Annotated in this window: 13 protein-coding genes; 11 read left to right on the forward strand and 2 right to left on the reverse strand. The window is 33.2% G+C overall.

What is annotated here, in order from left to right; all coding sequences use genetic code 11:
- Window positions 1-5: 5 nt before the first annotated feature.
- Genes AC9UEH_RS06975 through AC9UEH_RS06985 form a run of 3 tightly spaced genes read left to right on the forward strand, consistent with a single transcriptional unit; the run spans window position 6 to window position 1,517 of the window.
- Complete coding sequence (locus AC9UEH_RS06975; RefSeq protein ID WP_509530054.1) at window positions 6-695, forward strand: SCO family protein; 690 nt, start codon at window positions 6-8, stop codon at window positions 693-695.
- A gap of 2 nt (window positions 696-697) precedes the next feature.
- The gene (locus AC9UEH_RS06980; protein WP_509530057.1) at window positions 698-1,237 is read left to right on the forward strand and encodes a DUF420 domain-containing protein; all 540 of its coding nucleotides are present in this window, start codon (window positions 698-700) and stop codon (window positions 1,235-1,237) included.
- A 1-nt stretch (window position 1,238) separates the two neighbouring features.
- The gene (locus AC9UEH_RS06985) at window positions 1,239-1,517 is read left to right on the forward strand and encodes a CAMCR motif-containing small membrane protein (RefSeq protein ID WP_509530060.1); all 279 of its coding nucleotides are present in this window, start codon (window positions 1,239-1,241) and stop codon (window positions 1,515-1,517) included.
- Between the two features lie 361 nt (window positions 1,518-1,878).
- On the opposite strand, the gene AC9UEH_RS06990 is transcribed toward AC9UEH_RS06985, so the two are convergent.
- The gene (locus AC9UEH_RS06990) at window positions 1,879-3,273 is read right to left on the reverse strand and encodes a DUF4403 family protein (protein WP_509530063.1); all 1,395 of its coding nucleotides are present in this window, start codon (window positions 3,271-3,273) and stop codon (window positions 1,879-1,881) included.
- 364 nt (window positions 3,274-3,637) lie between these two features.
- Here AC9UEH_RS06990 and AC9UEH_RS06995 point away from each other — a divergent pair, with 364 nt between their 5' ends.
- A complete protein-coding gene (locus AC9UEH_RS06995; RefSeq protein ID WP_509530065.1) occupies window positions 3,638-5,977 on the forward strand; it encodes a T9SS type A sorting domain-containing protein in 2,340 nt (779 codons plus the stop codon).
- A gap of 85 nt (window positions 5,978-6,062) precedes the next feature.
- Window positions 6,063-8,015, forward strand: a complete 1,953-nt coding sequence (locus AC9UEH_RS07000) for a T9SS type A sorting domain-containing protein (protein ID WP_509530067.1) — start codon at window positions 6,063-6,065, stop codon at window positions 8,013-8,015.
- 96 nt (window positions 8,016-8,111) lie between these two features.
- Here AC9UEH_RS07000 and AC9UEH_RS07005 read toward each other — a convergent pair whose 3' ends face one another.
- The gene (locus AC9UEH_RS07005) at window positions 8,112-9,143 is read right to left on the reverse strand and encodes a substrate-binding domain-containing protein (protein ID WP_509530174.1); all 1,032 of its coding nucleotides are present in this window, start codon (window positions 9,141-9,143) and stop codon (window positions 8,112-8,114) included.
- A 285-nt stretch (window positions 9,144-9,428) separates the two neighbouring features.
- Here AC9UEH_RS07005 and AC9UEH_RS07010 point away from each other — a divergent pair, with 285 nt between their 5' ends.
- From AC9UEH_RS07010 to AC9UEH_RS07035, 6 genes are all read left to right on the forward strand, one after another.
- Window positions 9,429-12,467 (forward strand): SusC/RagA family TonB-linked outer membrane protein, encoded by a 3,039-nt coding sequence (locus AC9UEH_RS07010; RefSeq protein ID WP_509530070.1) that lies wholly within the window; start codon window positions 9,429-9,431, stop codon window positions 12,465-12,467.
- Between the two features lie 11 nt (window positions 12,468-12,478).
- Window positions 12,479-14,326 (forward strand): RagB/SusD family nutrient uptake outer membrane protein, encoded by a 1,848-nt coding sequence (locus AC9UEH_RS07015; protein ID WP_509530073.1) that lies wholly within the window; start codon window positions 12,479-12,481, stop codon window positions 14,324-14,326.
- A 101-nt stretch (window positions 14,327-14,427) separates the two neighbouring features.
- Window positions 14,428-16,575, forward strand: coding sequence for a sialate O-acetylesterase (locus tag AC9UEH_RS07020; protein ID WP_509530076.1), 2,148 nt, complete (start codon window positions 14,428-14,430; stop codon window positions 16,573-16,575).
- 80 nt (window positions 16,576-16,655) lie between these two features.
- Window positions 16,656-18,143 carry a sialate O-acetylesterase gene (locus AC9UEH_RS07025; RefSeq protein ID WP_509530079.1) on the forward strand — a complete coding sequence of 496 codons (1,488 nt, stop codon included), beginning with the start codon at window positions 16,656-16,658 and terminating at the stop codon, window positions 18,141-18,143.
- Window positions 18,140-20,872: a glycoside hydrolase family 2 TIM barrel-domain containing protein gene (locus AC9UEH_RS07030; protein ID WP_509530082.1), complete on the forward strand. Its 2,733-nt coding sequence runs from the start codon at window positions 18,140-18,142 to the stop codon at window positions 20,870-20,872. The genes AC9UEH_RS07025 and AC9UEH_RS07030 overlap by 4 nt, the downstream gene beginning before the upstream one ends.
- A 103-nt stretch (window positions 20,873-20,975) precedes the next feature.
- Entirely contained in the window at window positions 20,976-22,175 is a 1,200-nt protein-coding gene (locus AC9UEH_RS07035; protein WP_509530085.1) for an MFS transporter, read from the forward strand.
- Window positions 22,176-22,181 lie beyond the last annotated feature (6 nt).

Below are 22,181 nucleotides of genomic sequence, written 5' to 3' on the forward strand. Positions count from 1 at the left end.
AGAAAATGATAAAAAATAAATCATACATCGGAATTTTCTTCGTCATTTTAGTGTTCGGAATCTTTGCAATTCCAAAAATTATTGATAGAATTCAAAACGGAGAAGTGGTAAAAGGAGATCGTTTAGATAATATATCTAACCATTCTTCAGAAGATAAATCCAAATTACTCACTATTGGACCTGCACCAAAATTTGAACTTACAGATCAAAACAACAAGCTAATTTCAAATAAAGAGTATGCTGGAAAAGTATATGTTTTAGAATTTTTCTTTTCGACGTGTCCATCCATTTGCCCAAAAATGAATTTGAATATGATAACTATTCAAAACACCTTTTTTGGAAATCCAAACTTTGGAATTGTCTCTATTACTATAAATCCTGAACACGATACTGCAGCAGTTTTAAAAGAACACGCAGAAAAATTAGGCGTAAAATCAACCAATTGGCATTTCCTAACAGGCGATAAAACCAAAATATTTGAATTGGCAAACAAAGGATTTAATGTTTATGTAGGCGAAAATGCAAAAGCAAATGGCGGCTTTGAACATTCAGGATTATTTGCATTAATCGATAAAAATGGCGATATTCGTTGCCGAAAAGACAACTTTGGAAACCCAATTCTATACTACGACGGAATCGAAAAAGAAGGTGTTAGAACCCTACAACAGGACATTGCAATTTTACTAAAAGAATAACTATGGAAAACAATTCAGTAGAACAAAAATACAACAAATGGATTATCGCATTATCCGTAATAATTCCAGTTGCAGTAGCCGTACTTTTCAAAATTAAACTAAAAGATTTAGGATTCAATGTATCGCCATTGCCAATTTTACCACCAATTTACGCAACCATAAACGGAATTACAGCTGTTTTATTAATCACCGCTGTAATCGCAATTAAAAATGGCAATCGAAAACGTCACGAACTGCTAATGAAAATTGCTATCGCCTGTTCATTAGTTTTTTTAGTACTGTACATCGCCTACCACATGACCACCGATTCAACTCCGTATGGAGGAGATGGATTCGACAGATACGCCTATTTTTTCATTCTTATTTCCCACATCATTTTATCCATCGCCACCATTCCGCTCGTATTAATTACATACGTTCGTGCCTTGGCTGAAAAATTTGACAAGCATAAAAAAATCTCCAAAATCACCTTCCCAATTTGGCTGTATGTTGCCGTTACTGGTGTGATTGTCTATGTTATGATTTCTCCCTATTATGTTTAAAATGGAGACAAGTGACAAGAGACAAGAGGCAAGAGTTGCAAGAAAAATAAAAGGGAATGTTCAGTCACATCTTGTTTCTTTCTTCTTTCTTCTTATTTTTTCTCTATCAACAAATGCCCAATGCGCCATGTGTCGAGCGGCGTTAGAAAGCGAGGGAAATCAGGCAAAAGCCAAAGGAATCAACGACGGAATTGTCTATCTTATGGTAATTCCCTACCTACTTTTTGTAATTGTTGCCTATGCCGTTTACAGAATGTACACCCAGAAAAGCAAGGCGTAATTTTTTTTGGAGCGAATTGTCTTTCTTTTTCAGGAGATGCACTTCCCGCTGTCATTCCAAATCCTCGCTAAAAAGCTCGGGATTTTCCCTTCCATCGGGGCTAGATAAAAGTTTATATTCCTCTCCCCAGCCCTCTCCAAAGGAAAGGGTGACAGGATGTGAAGTTGTTGGTGGAAAATCTGTGAAAATCTTTTTAATCTGTGTCAAAAAAAACTATCCAACTACCGTCATTGCAGCAAAACTTACTTTATTTGTCAATCTGGATTTATTTCAGATTCTATTAACCGAATAACCCAGCAACCAATTACCACCAACCGAAAACTTTTTTATATTTCTTTTGTGCTGAAAAAAGTTTGGATGTCTATTTTATCCCATCAACAGCAACTTTCACATTTCCACTAACTTTAATAAAAGCAATAATAGCCTTGTTCGTCAATTGTATTTTTTGAAATTGAACGTCGTCAATTTTCCCATTAACAAAAACACCAGGCATCGGTGAATAATTCTTCAAATAATTCATCATACTCTGCTTTCCGTCTTCCAAATTAGATTGTATTGAATACCTGCAACTTTCCTGAATTTTTCTTAAAACCATTCCTTGAGCCAACCAATTTGCGGTTTTCAATAATTTACTTTTTGTGTCCAAAACATAATCCAATTGGTCAAAATAAATCTCTTTTGTCGTTTCATTATATTGCGGAACACCTGTCAAATAAACCGTTCCATTAATGCTTCCCAACATTTCTAAAGCGATAACCATCTTCCCGTTTTTATGCCAAATAGAAACATTTTGTACCGTCACTTTCTTGCTTCCATTTCCGTATTCTTGACCAGCAAAATTCTTAGTAATAATTTTCGATGCATGTTCATAACTTGAAACCGCCACAATATTAGCCGAAATCTTATCAGGCATTAGCGTCACCGATTTCAAAACAATCTTGTATCTATCAAATTTAGAAACTGGTTTTTGACCAATTAAGGTTTCCATATTGCATTTCAATCCCATTTCTAACATAATGGTTTCCTTTTTGAATTTTGCATCAGTAGCATACAATTCTATTGGAACAATTCGAAGCCAACTTTCAAAAGCTTCATTCATCTGAAATGGTGTACATATTTTCTCTAAAGCATCTAAAACATTAGGCTTAAAATCCATAGATTTTTCAATTGCATCATCAATTGTTCGCTCAATTTTCGATTTAAAAAGTTTTACCGTAGGATTAATCAAAAACGCAATCGGAATAGATTTTCCCATTACAACCGCCGTTGGACTTTCGTTCCAATCCAAAGATTTAAACTCTGTTTTGGTGTTTAATTTCCAATTTGACAAATTCACATCGCTTATCAAAGTGATGTTTCCATTCAAATTAAATTCTTGTGTGCTGTACAAAGCAATTCCTAATTTGTCTGTTCCAATTCGATACTTAATAGCTGCTTTCAATGGCAAAACAGTTTTGATTTTTCCATTCAAATTTTCAATGGATATCGGTGCCAACTTCCAAATCTTCATTTCAATATCATCGTCTTCAATTTTATTGTCTTCAAAAATTAATCCCGTCATGAATTTATTGGTTTGATTTTCAATATCTTTCAACTTGATTGCAATTGGAATAGTAATAAATGAAGGCGTATTTTCATAAACCAAAGGCGAAGCATCATCTGGCTCAGGTTTCAAAGCAGTAATTTTGGAAGTAGTAGCACAACTTGAAAAAAGAGTTAGCACTAAAAGAAAAGTAACTTTATAAAGAGTTTTCAAAACGATTTTTAATTTAATTTGAGTTCAAAATTAAGCAAAATGTTATGAATTTAAAGTACAAACCAGAAAGATATTCAAACTTAAATTCTTTATTTCTCTCTATCTCAATTAATTTCATCAATGTAATGGCTTTCATTAATGATAAGCTCTTTATAAATTTCAATTAATTTTACAATCAATTATTTTTAATTATGAAATTCATTTTTATGGAATTATTATTATTAATCAATAAAATATTTTTTTTTGATAATTTATTTGCATTGTAATTTATTTATGTATTATATTTGTCTTGTTGTGTTCGTACACGCATTTTTGACAAATCGGATTTTAGACTAAAAATTAATAAATAAAAAAGAGTTATATTATGAAAAGAAAATTACAAATTATCATTGATTCAAAAATTAAATATTCACTTGTATTTTTTGCAATGTTGTTATTTAATAGCGCCCTAAATTATGGTCAAACAACTATTGTATCAGATGATTTCAATAGAGTTGTCTTATCACCTGGTGGAATTCCGTCGTTAACTTATTCTACATTGATTACTGGAATTGCAACGTCAGCCAATGTCGTAACCACCTCTCCTGATTATAGATTACAAATTTTAAATGGAGTAACTGTTGGTACCGCCGGAAGAACTTCTTCAATGTCTGTAATGCCTACCGTTACTAATTATAACACTACTCTGCGTTCCAACACACAATTAGTTACTTGGTCATTTAATATGCGTCACAACAGAAGTTCTGGAACCACAATGTCAGGTTTTGGAGCGGGTCAATGGGGTGTTGCCACTGTAATTGCTTGTGATAATGCCGACCCAACGGCTGCAACTGCAAAAGGATACGCGGTTATTATGGGAGGAACGAATAATGTCGCAACGTCAACGTATGATCTGGTAAGTTTTTCAAATGGTTTAAATGTAAATACGAATATTGCTCCAATAATAACCGGCATCGCCTTAGCTAGTTTTAAAAATGTAGTAAGTATAAAAGTAACTTATGACCCTATTACCAACAAATGGAATATGTTTCAAAAAGACGAAAGTTCAGCGGTTTCAACTACTGCCTACCCAGATCCGTATGCTATTTCTGTGGCCGCAATTGGTGAAGTAACGGATACTGCGGGATATGTAAGTGGTTCATTAGCAAATTTTGGTTTCATGTTTATGCACGGAACTACACTAAACAATTCTGCGTTTTTTGATAATTATAAGGTTACAGTAGGAACTGCATCAATAGCCACTTATTATTTAGCAGCAAATTCGGCTTGTACTAATTTAATAAATTGGTGGTCAGGAACTGATGCTGCAACTGGAACACATCCAACTGATTTTACTGCCGCCAATCAAATATTCAACATTTTCAATACAGGAGCTACAATTGCTTCCGATTGGACAGTGAATGGTAGTGGAAGCAAGGTAGTTCTTGGAAATGGAACAGTTGCAAATTCATTAGTGATTCCTGCAACTGCTTTTTTAAACGGTAAAATAGATTTAGCGGCTTTAAGCACATTAATTATAAGTCACGTAACTACTTTCCCTACTTTAAACCAAATTTCACCAACTTCATCTATTATTTATAATGGAGTGGCTGATCAGGTAATTCAAACAGGTTCTTATGGTAATTTAGCTGTAAACACTGTTGGAATTGGTACTGCTTCAGGAGCCATTACAACTGCAGGAAATTTAACTATTTCAAGTAGTTCAACACTAAATATGGGTGCTAATAAATTATTAGGAGTTGGAACATTTACCGGAACAGGGGCAATTAAAACACAATATTCTTCTTCTTCCTCTGCTTCTGCTTTTCCGGTTGATATTAATTGGCCATTTTCTGTTTTTTACAACAGTTTAACTACAGTACAAGCAATAGTTCAAGGGACTTATACTAATTTAGACATCACAGGTGGAGGACCTAGAAATTTATTAGCTGCAGTGATTTCCGTTTCTGGAAATTTAAATGCCGAAGGAGCGGTTTGTACTCCTGCAACTAGTACAATTAATTATACTGGAACTGCACCTCAAACCATTGGAACGGTATTCCCTGGTTTCTCAATGAAAATTGCTAATTCTAGTACTTCAGGAGTTTCGCTCACTGCTTCTAACATTGCTTCAATTACAAATGCCACCAATTTAGAATTGGCAGGTAACATGAGCTCTGGCGGTTTCAACCAAACTTTTGGTGCAATTTCGCTTTCTGGAAATTCAATTATTACTTTAGGAACGGGTTCACATACCTTAAATTTCCCTGATTGTAGCACAACTTTTTGGGATCCTACAAAGACTTTAGTAATTAAAGGATGGACAGGAACGCCGGGCGCTTCAGGAACTGCGGGTAAACTATTTTTCGGAACAAATGCTTCTGGATTATCTTCAGCTCAGATAGCCGCAATTTCTTTTCAAGGTTTTACAGGAAAAATTTTATTACCAACAGGCGAAATAGTTCCAGCAGCTTTGGGAATTCAAAATCAAAATTTCGAAAACCTAAAATTATATCCAAATCCTGTTTCAACCGTATTAAATGTATCCAATGATACTGAAATTTCAGAAGTAACTGTTTTCAATTTCTTAGGACAAAAAGTATTAAATTTAACTCCAAATACTTTAACTTCGTCAATTGATATGAGTAGTTTGTCTCCATCTGCCTATATTGTAGAAATAATTTCAGCAGGAAATAAAGCAACCTTTAAAGTAATTAAAAAATAATATCTAAATAGGTTCAATATAAAAACCTCGATTTCATTCGGGGTTTTTATTTAGTAATTTATACAAATACAAATTAGTTAGTTTTATGAAAAAATACCCATACAATAACAACCCTTTTAACTGGTTTATCCTTCTTCTTCTTATTTTGGCGACTAATATTTCAAATGGAGCTATTTATTATATAGACTCTGTGGCTGGTTCTGATACTAATAACGGAACCACAGATTTAACTCCTTGGCAAAATATTTCAAAAGTAAATTTTTTAACCATAGCTTTAGGTTCCAAAATCTATTTAAAATGCGGTAGCGTTTGGAACGGTCAACAATTAAAATTTAATGGTTCAGGAACAGCTGCCTATCCAATTGTTGTGGATCAATATGGAACAGGAGCGAAACCACGACTAAATGGCGATGGGATTGCAACTGCTAATCAAGGCGTTGTGTATTTATACAATCAAGATTATATTGAAATAAATAATTTAGAAATTACCAATTACCCTGTTTTATCACCAAGTACAAATCCAAACAGCATTTTCTTTGTAGGATTGTATGCCACCTCAGGAACTAATCCAAATCCTTATGGTGCAGACCGACGTGGAGTGATGGTAGCGCTTTTGGATAAGGGTGTATGCAATCATATCTATCTTAAAAATTTAAATATTCACCACATAAAAGGGCAATTGGGCAATGGGTCTTCTGCTGTAAATGGTGCTATTCCCAAAAGAACAGGCGGTATTTATTTTGCTGTTTTAGATGAAGCTACTGCAAGTAATTCAAGATTTAATGATGTTTTAATTGATAATTGTGCCATAAATTATTGCGAAAATACTGGTTTGGCTTTTGACAATGAGGACAATGTGTATTATCCTGGAGGAACAGAATTGGCTTTATGGACTGCTAGAAAATTCACTAATATTAAAGTAAGTAATAATATCATTCACCACATTGGTAAAAACGCAATGATTATTCGTTGCACTGACGAAACTGGCTTAATAGAATACAATACGTGTTATGAAACAGCTGTGGGAACTACCGGAAACACTATGTTTACGGCAAGAGCAAAAGGTACTATATTCCAATACAATGAAGGGTATTACAATCGCGCTACAACTCAAAATGTTGATCCTGGGAGTATTGATGGAAGTATGTATGACCCTGATTTTGGTAGTGTAGGCGTTATTTTTCAATACAGTTACAGCCACGATAATTCACAAGGAATTTATTGGGGTTGCAATACTCGCGGTTCTAATAATAATACTACTGGCATTCCTGATCCTGAAGATGTGGGGTGTACTTTAAGATATTGCATCAGTCAAAATGATCTTGGGGACTTAGTATTTTTAAATTATTCCTCAGCAGGAAATGAGATTTACAACAATGTTTTTTATATAAAATCAGGAACCAGCCCTAGTATAATTCATGAAAATAGTGGCAACAATCACACCTATAATTTTTTTAATAATATTGTTTACAATTTAGGAAATGGCGGCTATTCCTTTGGCACAACTGGACAAACGAGAACCATTCAAAACAATGTTTTTTATGGTACGCACCCTTCAAACGAACCATCAGATGTTAATAAGTTAACCACCAATCCATTATTTGTGAATCCAGGACTAGCCACAACTGGAATTAATTCACTACTTGATGGATATAAATTGCAATCTACATCTCCCGCACTATCTAATGGAAGATTAATTTCAAACAATGGAGGAAAAGACTTTTGGCAAAATACAGTAAGCTCCTTGACAGTGCCGAATAGAGGGGCGTATCAAGGTTCGGGGATTTTAATTACTGATACTTGGGCTTTGGCTTCCTTAAAAATATATCCAAATCCATTTGAGGACGTTGTAAATTTATCCAATACAACACGAATCAATTCGGTTGAGGTGTTTAATATTCTGGGGCAATGTCTTTTAACAACCCATCCAAATTCCTTAAACAGTTCCATTACTATGCAACAATTGCCTCCTGCTACTTATTTTATGCATATAGAAACAGAATCGGGAAAGGCTACGGTAAAAATGGTTAAAAAATAGCAACTATTACATTAAAAAAATAGTTTAGTTGATTTAAGTCTGCTCCAGTTTTGAGCAGACTTTTTTTGTTATATATTTTCTACTTTAGACTTTTTCTTAAATATTTTCCTTTACAATAATATCCACTTTGACATAATTGATTGTAACGTCTAATTCTTGTTTAAGTATTAGTGTTTTGTATAATTTTTTAACACCTAAATACCCTTGTTTTTCTGGTTTTTGATTGATTAAAAAATCGATATAACCTTCATTCAGGTATTCTAAATTTGACTTTAATAAATCATAACCAATAACCCGTATGTTTTTCAGATTATTTTCTTTAATAAATTTTGCTACAATATGAACCCTCGAATTCAATACAAAAACAGCGCCTATATTATCAAACATTTCGATTTTAAGATTTTCTTCAGAGGAGTCTTTAATGCTTATTTCTGTAAAATTATATTTTGGGAGTTTGGATTTATTATCTTCGAAATAGGAATAAAAACCTTCAATTTTTTTCAAATTAAAAACAGTTTTAGAGGTGTTTTCTATATTGCTTGTAATTTTAAAAATCAATACATTACTTTCTTCTTTAACACCATAGCTAATTAATTTCCCAGCCAGATAGCCACTTTTGAAAGAATTTTGTCCTATAAATGAAACGTTTTCAACTTCTTCTAGGTTTGAATCTATAAGTACTATTGGGATGTTTTTTTTCTTATATTCATTCAAAAAAGAAATTGATTCTTCATAAAAAACGGGTGCGAAAACCAAACCGTCATATTCAAGCTCTAAAATTTTTGCCGCAGTTTCATTAAAAGATTTGGTGTCGTAATTAAAGAAAAAGTAATCTACTTTTACGCCGTAATTTAAAAATTCTGTAGCTGCTTTTACTATTCCTTTCAGAGGAGCATCCCAATAGGCAAATCCTTCGTTTTGGAGCAGTAATACTGCAAATTTGAATTTTTTATTTAAAACTAAATTGCTAGCAAAAATGTTTTTAACATAACCGTGTTCTTTTATAAGCGCGTTTACTTTATCTGTGTTTTCTTGGCTTACTCTTCCTCGATTATGGATAATTCTGTCCACTGTTCCGGGAGAAACATTTGCCATTTTCGCTATTTTTCTTATTGTTATGATGGTTATTTTTTTTTAAGTTAGTGTTCTTAAAGAGTTCAATTATTTTCTAAATTCTTTCTCCAAATTTAGGTTTAAATATATTTACAGAAATCCAAATTTAGTGTAAAATAGTGTGATTTTGTATTTAATCCTCAAACTGTTTAAGTTAGATTAAGTATTTTATTATTATTTTGAGAATTTTATTAGGAAATTAAGATTTTAAGTGTTTAATTTGCTTTTTATGTGTACGAACACGCGTATTAAAATAAAAATAAATTAACCAAACTAAATTCTAACCTTTAATAATTAAAAATGAAAAAAAAATTAGTGTTTTTATTGTTGCTATTTGCTACATTTAGTTACGCACAAACCCAGAAATTAGTTGTTTCTGGAACTGTAACTGATTCGAAAGGAATGGCTTTGCCAGGGGTTTCTATTACTACAAATAGTAAAACAAGTACAACTTCTGATTTGGAAGGAAATTTTGCTCTAACTGTTTTGAATAGTCAAGCTACTCTAAAATTTTCTTATGTTGGATTTATAAGTCAAACTATAAACGTAGGGACGAACAAAACAATTAATGTTACCCTTCAAGAAGACAATAAAGAGCTTGAAGAAGTTGTTGTTGTAGGATACGGTACCCAACGCAAAAAAGATGTAACTGGGGCAATTACTACCGTGAAAGTAAAAGACATGTTGACTATTCCAACAACTAGCGTTGCCGAAATGCTTCGGGGTCGTGTTGCTGGAGTTCAGGTAACTATTGGTTCGTCTAGACCAGGAAGCGGTTCAGATATTTTGATTCGTGGAAAACGTTCCCTTTCAGGAGGAAATTCTCCATTGTTTGTTGTAGACGGTTCTCCGGTTACAGATGTAGATGATTTAAATGCCAATGATATAAAGAGTGTCGAAGTTTTAAAAGATGCTTCTTCACAAGCTATATATGGTGCTCGCGCTTCAGCAGGGGTAATTTTGATTACTACTAATAGAGGTTTCAATGGAAAAACTCAAATTGAATTTAACACTGCTACATCTTTTCAAACTTTAAAAAAGAATTTTGACTTAATGTCTGGGCCAGAATGGATTCAAATGATTTTAGCAGGACAAAGTGACTTTAGACCATTATCTCAAGTTGAGCCTTATGTAATTGAAGCTGCAATTGGAGACCCAATGTTATATAATAATTATTTAGCAGGAAAAATAAATAATTGGGAAAAAGAACTTATCAAGCCCGCTCAAATGATTTCTTACAATTTAGGAGTAAAAGGGGGGAGCGAAAAAACTAAATACAGTAGTAGTTTTAATTACACCAAGCAAGATGGAATGATTACTAACTCAAGTTATGAAAGATTTACTGGCAGATTAAATATAGACCAAATTATTTCAAGCAGTCTTAAAACAGGCACCAATATTTCATACACCCGTTCGACAACAAATGGGGAAGACGGAATTACCAATGGAAGCTCAGGAAGTTCAAATATGTATAGAAAAGCATTTACATTTTCACCCTATTCTGCTCCTTACGATGATTTGGGAAATGTTGCACAGTTTGTATCAACAGATTTAAAATACAACCCTTTATGGAACAGTCAGCAAGCTTCCGATCAACGTTTTACTAATAGATTATTAGTAAATGTATTTTTAGATTGGCAAATTACAAAAGGACTTAAATACAGATTAAATACGAGTTATAACTCTCGAAGTGAAAATAGAGAAAGTTATGAATCAAGTTTGCACGAAAGAGGAAGACCTGTTCGTGGTTGGGGACAACTCAAATTTGGAAATGATACAGAATGGTTAGTTGAAAATATTTTGACGTACAATAAAGACATCAACGATAAAAACAGATTTGATATTACATTAGTGCAAAGCGCGAATAAATTTAGAAATGAAAGTTTTACTCAAACAGCTCAGAATTTCTTAACCGATTTCTTTGGAGCTAATGGCTTTAATAACGCATCTGTTTTTGGCGTTCCAAGTCGTTCCGTTACGAATCGTCAGATACAATCCTATTTAGGAAGAGCAAGATTTTCATTATTAGATAAACTTGTACTTTCAGCTTCTTTAAGGTATGATGGCTCTTCCGTTTTTGGTACTGAAAACAAATGGGGACTATTTCCATCCTATTCTGCGGCTTTAAAACTTAATGATGATAATTCAGAAGTTGTGAATAATTTGAAATTGAGATTTAGTTACGGTGAAGTTGGAAACCAAGGAATTGGAGCTTATCAAACTACTTCAACAACCAGTCAATCTGAATTTATATTTGGACCAGGACCAACCTATTCTGTTGGGTTATTGCCAGGAAACGTAATGCCTAATCCATTCTTGAAATGGGAAAATTCAGCTTCACACAATGCCGGTTTGGATTTTGGGTTCTTTAATAATGCCATCTCTGGAAGTGTAGAGGTTTATACCACTAAAACTACTGATTTATTGGTTTATAAAACGCTTCAAGCTTCATCAGGATATTCTTCTCAACTTTCAAATTTGGGAGAAGTCCAAAACCGCGGAGTGGAATTGCAGTTGAGTTCAACCCCAATAAAAACAAAAGATTTTACCATGGGAGTTAACTTAACTTTCAGTCAAAATAGAAATAAAATTATCAGTATCGATGGAAGGTTAGATGCCAATGGAAATCCTTTAAGTCAGCCTAATAATAACTGGTTTATTGGTCATCCAATTGATTGTTATTATGAATATCGTTTTGATGGAATTTTCAATACTATTGAAGAAGTTCGTGCTTCAGCCCAAGGCAAAGATGTTTCTGGGAACCCATTACCAGACGCCCAGTTGCAAACAAAAGTGGGTTCAATACGTGTTAAAGATATAAATGGTGATGGAATAATAAATGAAGCTGGTGATAGAGATATTATAGACGCAACACCCGATTGGATAGGTTCATTTTCAACTACTTTTAACTATAAAGGAATTAATTTATTACTTGATTTTTATACAGTTCAGGGCATAGTTAGAAATAATACTTTTTTGTATGACTATAACGATGGAGGAACAAATAGTGGGAGATTAAACGGAATTAAAAGAGATTATTGGACTCCAGATGGACTTGGTCAAGAGGCTCCAATGCCAAGAACAAACTACTCTGATCCGTATGTTCGATCAATGGGAATTCAAGACGCTTCTTATTTCCGTTTAAGAACAATCTCATTAGGATATACGCTTCAAAAAATGAAGTGGATGGGTAAAGAAAACAAAACAAAAATAAATATTTATGGAACGGCTACTAATTATTTAACATGGACAAAATATCAATCCTTCAGTCCTGAAGGAAGTCCTTCTAGTTATCCTGAACCTAAAACAGTAACTTTTGGTATTAATATATCACTATAAAAACAAATAAAATGAAAAATAAAATTTTAATTATAGCTTTTTTGTCGTTTTTAATCAACGGTTGTTCGGACTTCTTAGTTGAAAAAAACGAAACTGATCTGTCCACAGATTTTGTTTATAGCACTCCCGATGGTCTTGGATTTGCGGTAACCGCATTGTATTCTATACAAAGAGATATGGGTAAAAAATTCGGAGAAAATGGGGGTAATAGTTCATTATCTACAAGTGGATTAATGACGGGCGACGACATCACCTTCACCCGAGCGGGCGATGGGGATTGGTCTGGTACCGCTTTGTATGACCCAACAAAATTAACTCCTAATAATAAAGACGTTGAAGGATTTTGGTTGTACAATTATAAAATTATTGGTAGAGCAAATGAAATTATTTATTACGGACTTCAAATGGATCAAAACGATCTAAAAGTGAAACAAGCTTTATCCGAAACGTACTGTTTTAGAGCACATGCCTATTTTAATTTATTAAGAAGATTCGATAATATATATTTTACTACCATACCCGTTACTCCTTATAATGTGAACGATGCAATTAATTATCAACCCGCAGACCAAGCGGTTGTTATGAATCAAATGAAATTGGATTTAAACTATGCTATCAACAATTTAGCTTGGTCTACAACTCAACAAGGTAGATTCGTTCAAGGTGCAGCAAGACACATAAAAGCTCTTGTAGATATGTGGCCAATAAATCAAAATCTAAGTACAATGGACTTAGACGATGCTATTGTTCAAGTAGAAGCAATAAAAAGTCAATCAATGTATGCTTTAATGCCTGAGCCGAAAGACGTTTTTGCTCCAGCGTCTTCCTCATTGTTAGGAGCAAAAATTAGCAATAGTGAATGTATCCTAGTAGAACAATGGAGCAACCAAGTAGGAGGAGCTCCTTCTAATTTGACGGGAACACAATCAGGACATCGTTTTGCATCGGCTACATTAACAAGATATGACAATAAAACTATAGTTTCAAGCCCTTCGGCATTGTTAACTGATATGGAACAAGGTGGCGTTTCTTGGGGTCGTATTTACCCTAATGACTATCTTTTAGGTTTGTATGACAAAGTAAATGATAAACGTTACAACCAATACTTCCGTCAAAACTTTACATTTAATAATATTACAACACCATTAATTCGTAAATTAATTGTTCAATCTTGGGATATGAATTATTTATTGTTAAATGGATTACCAAATCCTAATTTAGGGATTACTGTACCAGCAAATGTTGCAGTTGGACAAACATTGAATTTTACATTTGTAAACGGTAACATAGCTCCTAAATTCATGGTTAGTAATTATGCCTTGGATATGCACCCATCAACCACTAAATATTTTGACAAATGGACAAGAACTAATATAGACAATCCTTCTTATAAAGATGTGGTAACTTATCGTTTAGCCGAAACATTTTTAATTGGTGCTGAGGCCTATTTACGCAAAGGAAATCAAGCAAAAGCCCTAGAATTTTTTAATAAAACATGGGTAAGAGCTGGAAATACTTCAAGAACAGCGGCGCTTACTCTTCAAGACATCCTTGATGAAGACGCAAGAGAATTATCTCAAGAAAATTTGGGTCATAGATGGTATCTTATAAAAAGATTTGGTCCTACGACTATGAGTACGCAAATTAGAACGTATGCTGGATCTGACAATTATTTAAATAAAGTTGTTTACAGTAGCACCACGGGAAAAACTACTCTTGCTTCTGCAAATGCAATAAATGCTGCTAATTACATTTTAATTAGATCTAATTTTGATGTTTCAAGAAATGTAAGATGGCCAATTCCGCAAAGCCAAATTAACGCTATGGGTGGAAATTATCCTCAAAATCTAGGATATTAATACTGAATAATGCAAAAAAAGATGAGGTGTTTATTTCTATGAAATGCCTCATCTATTTTTGTCTTTTACAAATTCTGAATACAAATATTTATTATTACATAATGAAACACTTTATATTAATTACATTTTTTATTGCTCAATTTTCATATTCTCAAGGCTGTGACCCAAAAAAATACAGTAATCTTGGAGCAATACAATACAAATCTATTCAAGTTGAGGCCAAGCCATGGGTTAAAGGAAAAGATATGCCATGGGAATTCTTTGAAACTTGTACTGTAAAAGAAATTGAAGGATTTAAACCAAACACTAAAAAGGTTCCGAATACTCTTTATGGTAGCGATGTATCTCAAAAATTCAATGCAACTGGTTTTTTCAGAACTGAAAAGCAAGGCAACAGATGGTGGGTCATTGATCCTTTAGGATACCGAAATATTCAGGTAGCAATTAATTCTTTGCGACTAGGAAAGTCAGAAAAAAATGAAATGGAATTTAGTAAACGTTTTGGAAATGATAGAAAGTGGATAAATACTACGGCAGATTCTCTAAAATACTATGGTTTTAATGGAAGCGGTTCTTGGAGTGAAGACGAGTTAATACAAGAATACAATACAACAGCAAAATTACCTCTTTCATTTTCACCAAACCTAAACTTTATGAGTGGATATGGTAAGGAAAGAGGCGGAACAGTTCAACTACCAGGAAATACTGGTTATCCCAACCAATGTATTTTTGTTTTTGATGCTGAGTTTGAAACCTATTGCGAAAAAAGAGCCCAAGAAATTGCTAAATACAGTACTGATAAAAATTTATTTGGATATTTTTCGGATAACGAAATGCCACTTGGATTAGAAAATTTAGAAGGATATCTCAAGTTAGAAAATAAATTAGATCAAGGGTATTTGTTTGCTTCTAAATGGATAGAACAAAAAGGAATCACAATTGATAAAATAACAGACAAAGACAAAGCTGAATTTGCTGGAATTGTTGCCGAAAAATATTTTTACATAGTTTCAAAAGCCATAAAGAAATATGACCCTAATCATATGTATTTGGGAAGTAGATTGCATGGAGGAGCAAAAAAAGTAGATTCTATAATTGCTGCTGCTGGAAAATATTGTGATATTATTGCCATTAATTATTATGGTAGTTGGTCACCAGATGCAGTAATGATTGATATGTGGGACAGAGCGGGTAGAAAACCATTTATAGTAACTGAATTTTATACCAAAGCAATGGATTCGGGACTTGATAATACTTCTGGAGCTGGGTTTACAGTTCGAACTCAAAAAGACAGAGGATTGGCATATCAAAATTTTTGTTTGTCACTTCTAGCCAGCAAATCATGTGTTGGATGGCATTATTTTAAATACCAAGACAATGACCCAACATCAAAAAAAGCAGATCCTTCTAATACTGATGCCAATAAAGGATTGGTAAACAACAGTTTCCAATATTATAAACCCTTAATGAAACTCATGAAAGAATTAAATGATAATAAGTATAATTTAGTTAGTTTTTTAGAATCTGAATCAAAAAAAACAAAAGCGATAGAACCATTAGACATCATTTTTGCTATAGGACAATCTAATATGTCAGGTCGAGCGCCTATTGACGATTATAGTGTGATTCCAAATGTATATCTATTAAACGCTGATGGAAATTTTGAACCCGCTTCACAACCTTTAAACAAATATTCTAACATCCGAAAAGAATTGAAAATGCAAGGCGTGACGGCTGCAAGAAATTGCATGGTAAGTTTGCAAAAATCTTTAGACAAACCCTTGGGATTAATTGTAAATGCGCAAGGTGGTTCATCGATAAAATTGTGGTATAAACCGGGTAAAGCAAATTACGATGGTGCATTGAAACGAGCCAAAGAAGCTCAAAAACACGGAAAAATTAAAGCTATTATTTGGAATCAAGGGTCTAGTGATAATAAAGATGGAATGGCAGATAATTTTGTTACTTATAAAGCCAATTTAAAAGAAATGGTTGAAAATTTTAGAAGAGATTTAAACGAATCTGAACTTCCATTTATTTGTGGAGAATTATCAGCGCGTCCCGATTTTGCCGAATTCAACAAAGAAGTGATTCAAAAAGTGAAGGAATATATTCCGTTTAGTGATTTTATTACTGCCGAAGGAACGAAACTATTAGAAGATAACATTCATTTTGATGCCGAAAGCGCGAATAAACTAGGGGACAGATATGCTGAAAAGGTACTTCCGTTTCTTGTAAAAAAACAATAATTTTCAAAATTTACATAAAATTAAGGTATTAGTTTTTATCATTATAAAGCTAAAACTCTAAATGTTTTGATAGTAAAACCATGAAATTAGCTTTTAAAGTATTTTTTATTTTATTTTATACGGTAGCTTTTGCAAATATATCTTTGCCAGCCGTTTTTTGTGATAATATGGTTTTACAGCAAAATAGTAATGTTGCTTTTTGGGGAACTGCGAGTCCAAATGAAGCTATTTCTATTTTTGTGAGTTGGTCAAAAATGACATATAAAATAAATGCAACCGAAACCGGAAACTGGAAATTAACAATACCAACTAAAAAAGGAAGTTTTCAAGAGCAAATAATTACTTTAAAGGGAAATAATGATATTCTAATCAGTCATGTGCTTCTTGGTGAGGTTTGGTTTTCTTCTGGCCAATCCAATATGGAATGGGTGATGCGTCGAGTAAAAGATGCTAAAAAAGAACTTTCAGAATCCAATTATCCTAACATCAGACTTTTTAATGTTACTAAAAAAATAGCCGAAACCCCTCAGGTTAATTTCCCTAAAGAGTGTAAATGGCTTCCTTGCGATTCAATTAGTGTAAAAGAATTTTCTGCTATTAGTTATTATTTTGCCCGTGAAATGTACTTAAAACTGAAAGTGCCTATTGGAATTATTACTGCAAATTGGGGAGGAACAGGAGCAGAATGCTGGACTACAGCAGAAATGAACAAGAACAATCTTGCGCTTAAAAATTTATATGTTCGTTGGGAAAATTGGGATTTAGACAGAAAAAAAGATAGTATTTCGTTTGCAGATTTCAAGTCAAAAGGAATAAAAGCAGAAGAACCGCAATCGGTTTATATGACAAACAGACCACACCGACGTCCTTCAGTTTTGTATAACGGAATGGTTGCACCGCTTATTCCATACACTATAAAGGGAGTTATTTGGTATCAAGGCACGTCGAATAGAGAATGGGCTAACGAGTATTTTGAACAAATGAAAGCTTTGATTACTGGATGGCGAAAAAAATGGAATAAACCCGATTTGCCTTTCTATTTCCTTCAACTAACAGCTTTCAAATACAGCGACAGTAATTTGGCTGCCATTATTCGAGAAAATCAATTGAAAACACTTCAAATTCCAAATACAGCAATGTGTCCAACAATGGATATTGGTGATTTAAACGACTTGCATTATCCCTATAAATTACCTTACGGGATGAGGTTGGCGAATATTGCTTTGGCAAATTCCTATTCCAAAAAAATTGATTTCTGTGGCCCATTATATTCAAACTATGTAATAAAAAATGATTCTATTGAAATTTCTTTCAATTACAATAAAGAACTCAGAATTAAAGGAGCTATTTTGAATGATATTTTTATTGCGGGTGAAGATAAAAATTTTGTAAAAGCAGAAGCTTACATCAAAAACAATAAATTAATTGTATTTTCACAATCAATTAAAGCGCCAGTTTCTGTTCGATATGCTTGGAATAACACTGATAAAGCCAATCTTTTTAATGGTTCTAATCTACCTGCTTCTCCATTTCGAACTGACAATTGGGAAAATATAATCATCGAATGAAACCAATCATCACTGTCGCAATTTTGAACAAGAACCACTTTAAAACGCTATTAAATTTCTTATTTTTATATGGAATAATTTTTGGCACATCACTTTTTTCTCAACAAAAACAAGGATTTCAAGATGTTAATTACACCATAAATGAAGCTTGGAAATTTTCTAAAGAAAATCTATCGGATGCTTATAAAATGGATTTTTCCGATAAAAATTGGATAACAGTTTCCATACCTCATACTTGGAACAATGAGGATGCTATGGATGAAACGCCTGGTTTTTTCAGAAATGCTTGTTGGTACCGACGTTCTGTTTTTATTGGGGAAGAAGCCAAAGGGAAAAATACCATACTACATTTTGACGGAGCCAATCAGTTGGTTGATGTATATGTAAATGAAAAATTAGTTGGGAATCATATTGGCGGTTCAACAGCATTTTCTTTTGATATTACCAAATTCATACAAGTGGGAAAACCAAATTTGTTTGCTATTAAAGTTGATAATTCCTATAATGAAAACATTCCGCCATTAACAGCAGATTATACTTTTTTTGGAGGAATAAACAGACCAATTTCGCTACGTTTTGTAAGTCCAATTCACCTATCAAATGATGATTTTGCTTCTTCTGGGATTTATATAAAAATACCTAAAGTTTCTAATAATGAAGCAACTGTTGCTGTCAAAACAATAATCAAAAATACACTCTCTAAAAAAACTAAGATTCAAATTATTCAGAAATATTGTAATCCAAAAGGGGAAATTTTAAAAGTTGTAACTAATAAATTAACCTTGATTGCTGGTGAATCTAAAACCTTTGAAACCAATCCAATTCAAATCGAAAATCCAGAATTATGGTCGCCTGATTCGCCTAAATTATACACTTTAATTACAACTTTAGTTGATGAAAATAACAACACAATTCAGGAAAAGCAAAATATTTTTGGGTTACGATGGTTTGAATTTACAGCCGACAAAGGTTTTTATTTAAATGGTAATCCGTTGAAGTTAATTGGTGTAAACCGCCACGAAGTTTATGACAAACTTGGAAATGCTTTGAGGGATGAAATGCACCTTCAGGACATGAATTTGATAAAAGAAATGGGTTGTAATTTCCTTAGAATTTCTCATTATCCACAAGACGATTACATTCTAAGCATGTGCGATAAACTGGGAATTATTACCATGGTTGAAATTCCAATTGTCAATGCAATTACTGAAAACGAGTCGTTCCTAAACAATTCTTTGCACATGGCTGAGGAAATGGTCAAACAAAATTTCAATCATCCGTCGCTAGTAATTTGGGCATATATGAATGAGATTATGTTGCGTCCTCCATTCAAAAAAGATCTAGAAAGGCACGCGATATATTGCAAAGAAGTAAATAGACAAGCCAAAGCAATCGAGAAATTAATTAGAGAATTAGACCCCAGCCGATATACGTTAATTCCATGTCACGGTTCGATGTCGGCATATAAAGAAGCAGGATTATTTGAAATTCCTAAAATAGTAGGATTAAATTTGTACCAAGGTTGGTACAGTGGCGTTTTTTCTGGATTTGATGATTATCTAGATAATTTTCATAAAGAATATCCAAATACTCCAATTATAATTACCGAATACGGAGCGGATGTTGATTCTAGATTACATTCTTTTTTACCCGAAAGGTTCGATTATACAGCTGAATACGGCAATTTGTACCACGAACATTATTTGAAAGCAATTCAAGATCGAGATTTTGTTTCGGCAGCAGCCATTTGGAACTTAAATGATTTTTTCTCTGAAAATAGAGCAGCAGCAGTACCTCACGTAAATAATAAAGGAATTACAGGATTAAATAGGGAAAAGAAAGATACCTATTTATTATATCAAGCCAATTTACTCAAAAAACCTTTTGTCGCAATTGGTTCTAGTTCATGGGAAAACAGAGCTGGAGTTGAAACACAATTGGGAATATGTTCTCAAAATATTTCTATTTATAGTAATTTACCCAAAGTGGAAGTCGCTTTAAATTCTAAAACTTTAGGTATTTTTATTCCTATAAATGGGGTAGTAGTAGTTCCAATTCCATTTGTGAGCGGAATAAACATCGTGGAAGCTGTTGCTAAAAGTGATATCTCTGAAACGACTGATTTTTATAAAACAAATTTTCAGATAATTCCAAATCAAATCCAAAATTCTGACTTTGAAAGTTTGAATGTAATGTTGGGTTCCAATCGTTATTTTGAAGATAAAGACGCGAGAATTTGTTGGATTCCAGAAAAGCCTTATTCGACAGGTAGCTGGGGATATATTGGTGGAAAACCATTTAAAACCAAAACACGATATGGTGAATTACCGGCATCAGAATTGGATGTTTTAAATACAATCCAAGACCCAATATTTCAAACACAACGCAATGGAATTGAAGAGTTCAAAGCCGATGTTTCTGATGGACAATATGAGGTTTATTTCTATTGGGCACATTTAATTCCTTTAGTTCAAAAAGAAGCGCTGGCCTATAATTTAGGAAATACTTCTACTTATGAAAATGCGATCAATTATATATTTGATGTTGCTATTAATGGAAATACGGTGCTTCAAAATTTAGATATTCCAAACCAAATCGGAGTGGAACGAGCCATTGTAAAGAGCACTGAAATAAATGCAATAGGTGGTAAAGGAATTTCAATAAAATTTAATGCCAACAAGGAGGGAAAAACCTATTTAAATGCGATTAGAATCGTGAAAATAAAGTAAAATATAGAAACTGAATTCAGTAAATAACTATTTATTAAATAAAGACTAACCAGCTTTAGTATTCAAATTAACCAAAAACCAAATTAACTTAAAATTTAAAAAAATGAAAGAAAAGCTAATATTAACCGACAAAGAACAAAAGATTGCACTGTTTTGCGCTTGCCTTGCAGGATTCGCATTTTCGGCAAATTACACCAACCATGCTCCTTTAAAAGAATGGTTGATGAAAAGTTTCGACACTCCAGAATTTCCATTTACAAAAGCAATGTTTGGGTTTTTAACCACTGCAATTTTCTTAACTCATGCTTTGATGCAAATTCCAGGTGGACATTTAGCTGATAAATTTGGGCCAAAAAAAATATTGTGTATTGCATTAACTATTGTTTGTATTGGCAACTTTGGAATTTCATTTTCAGAGAGTTATAATCAATTATTATTCTGGAAATTTTTTGTAGGTTTTGGAACAGGGGTAAGTTTTGTTTCGGGAGCTCGTTACATCTACCAATCAATCCCTTTAGAAAAATTATTTATATACCAAGGATATTATGGTGCGAGTGTTTTGATGGGTTCAGGATTTGTAATTTTTGCTGTTCCACAAATAGCAAGAGTTTATGAAAATTGGTCCCCCGCATTTATTTCAACTTCGGCTGTTGCACTAATTACACTTTTAATGGTGCTGTTTTTTGCGCCAAAACCATTTGCTAAAGAACATCCTCACAGTTCTTTGTTGACGATGCTTTCTAATGGACAATTATATTTATTAGGTTTAGTCCAGATGGCTTCCTTTGGATTAGTAATTGTAATCGGATCTTGGATTACAGAAATGTTAAAGGAAAATTTTTCCTTTGAAAATAAAATAATTATCCCTTTTATCGCTTCTTTAGTTTTGTTACTTGGCATCTTTACTAGACCTTGGGGCGGAAAATTAGTTTCGCAAATTGGTGTCCGCAAATTGCTAATTATAAGTTTACTATTGAACGCTTCAGGCTGTTTTATATTAGCCTTTTGCACCCCTTATTTATACATAGATATTGTAGCAATTATTTTATTAGGAATAGGATGTGGATTGCCCTATGCAGGTTTGTTTAATCGTGCAGCTGCTTTATTTCCCGGAAGAGCGGGAGCGGCAATGGGTTTAGTAAATATGTTAGGAATTGTTTTTATTTTGGCTGCAGCGCCATTAGTAGGAAAAATTACAGATTGGACAGGAAATTTCTCTTCTGCATTTATTTCATTAGGAATATTTGCTTTAATAATCTGTGTAATATCTCTTAAAATAAACAATGAATATCAACAAAAATAATTTATA

The sequence above is a fragment of the Flavobacterium sp. genome, assembly GCF_040402835.1.
Classification (GTDB): Bacteria; Bacteroidota; Bacteroidia; order Flavobacteriales; family Flavobacteriaceae; genus Flavobacterium.

Coding starts and splice junctions, on each gene's coding strand:
- AC9UEH_RS06975 (WP_509530054.1), top strand. CDS start 6: ATGATAAAAAATAAATCATACATCGGAATTTTCTTCGTCATTTTAGTG.
- AC9UEH_RS06980 (WP_509530057.1), top strand. CDS start 698: ATGGAAAACAATTCAGTAGAACAAAAATACAACAAATGGATTATCGCA.
- AC9UEH_RS06985 (WP_509530060.1), top strand. CDS start 1,239: ATGGAGACAAGTGACAAGAGACAAGAGGCAAGAGTTGCAAGAAAAATA.
- AC9UEH_RS06995 (WP_509530065.1), top strand. CDS start 3,638: ATGAAAAGAAAATTACAAATTATCATTGATTCAAAAATTAAATATTCA.
- AC9UEH_RS07000 (WP_509530067.1), top strand. CDS start 6,063: ATGAAAAAATACCCATACAATAACAACCCTTTTAACTGGTTTATCCTT.
- AC9UEH_RS07010 (WP_509530070.1), top strand. CDS start 9,429: ATGAAAAAAAAATTAGTGTTTTTATTGTTGCTATTTGCTACATTTAGT.
- AC9UEH_RS07015 (WP_509530073.1), top strand. CDS start 12,479: ATGAAAAATAAAATTTTAATTATAGCTTTTTTGTCGTTTTTAATCAAC.
- AC9UEH_RS07020 (WP_509530076.1), top strand. CDS start 14,428: ATGAAACACTTTATATTAATTACATTTTTTATTGCTCAATTTTCATAT.
- AC9UEH_RS07025 (WP_509530079.1), top strand. CDS start 16,656: ATGAAATTAGCTTTTAAAGTATTTTTTATTTTATTTTATACGGTAGCT.
- AC9UEH_RS07030 (WP_509530082.1), top strand. CDS start 18,140: ATGAAACCAATCATCACTGTCGCAATTTTGAACAAGAACCACTTTAAA.
- AC9UEH_RS07035 (WP_509530085.1), top strand. CDS start 20,976: ATGAAAGAAAAGCTAATATTAACCGACAAAGAACAAAAGATTGCACTG.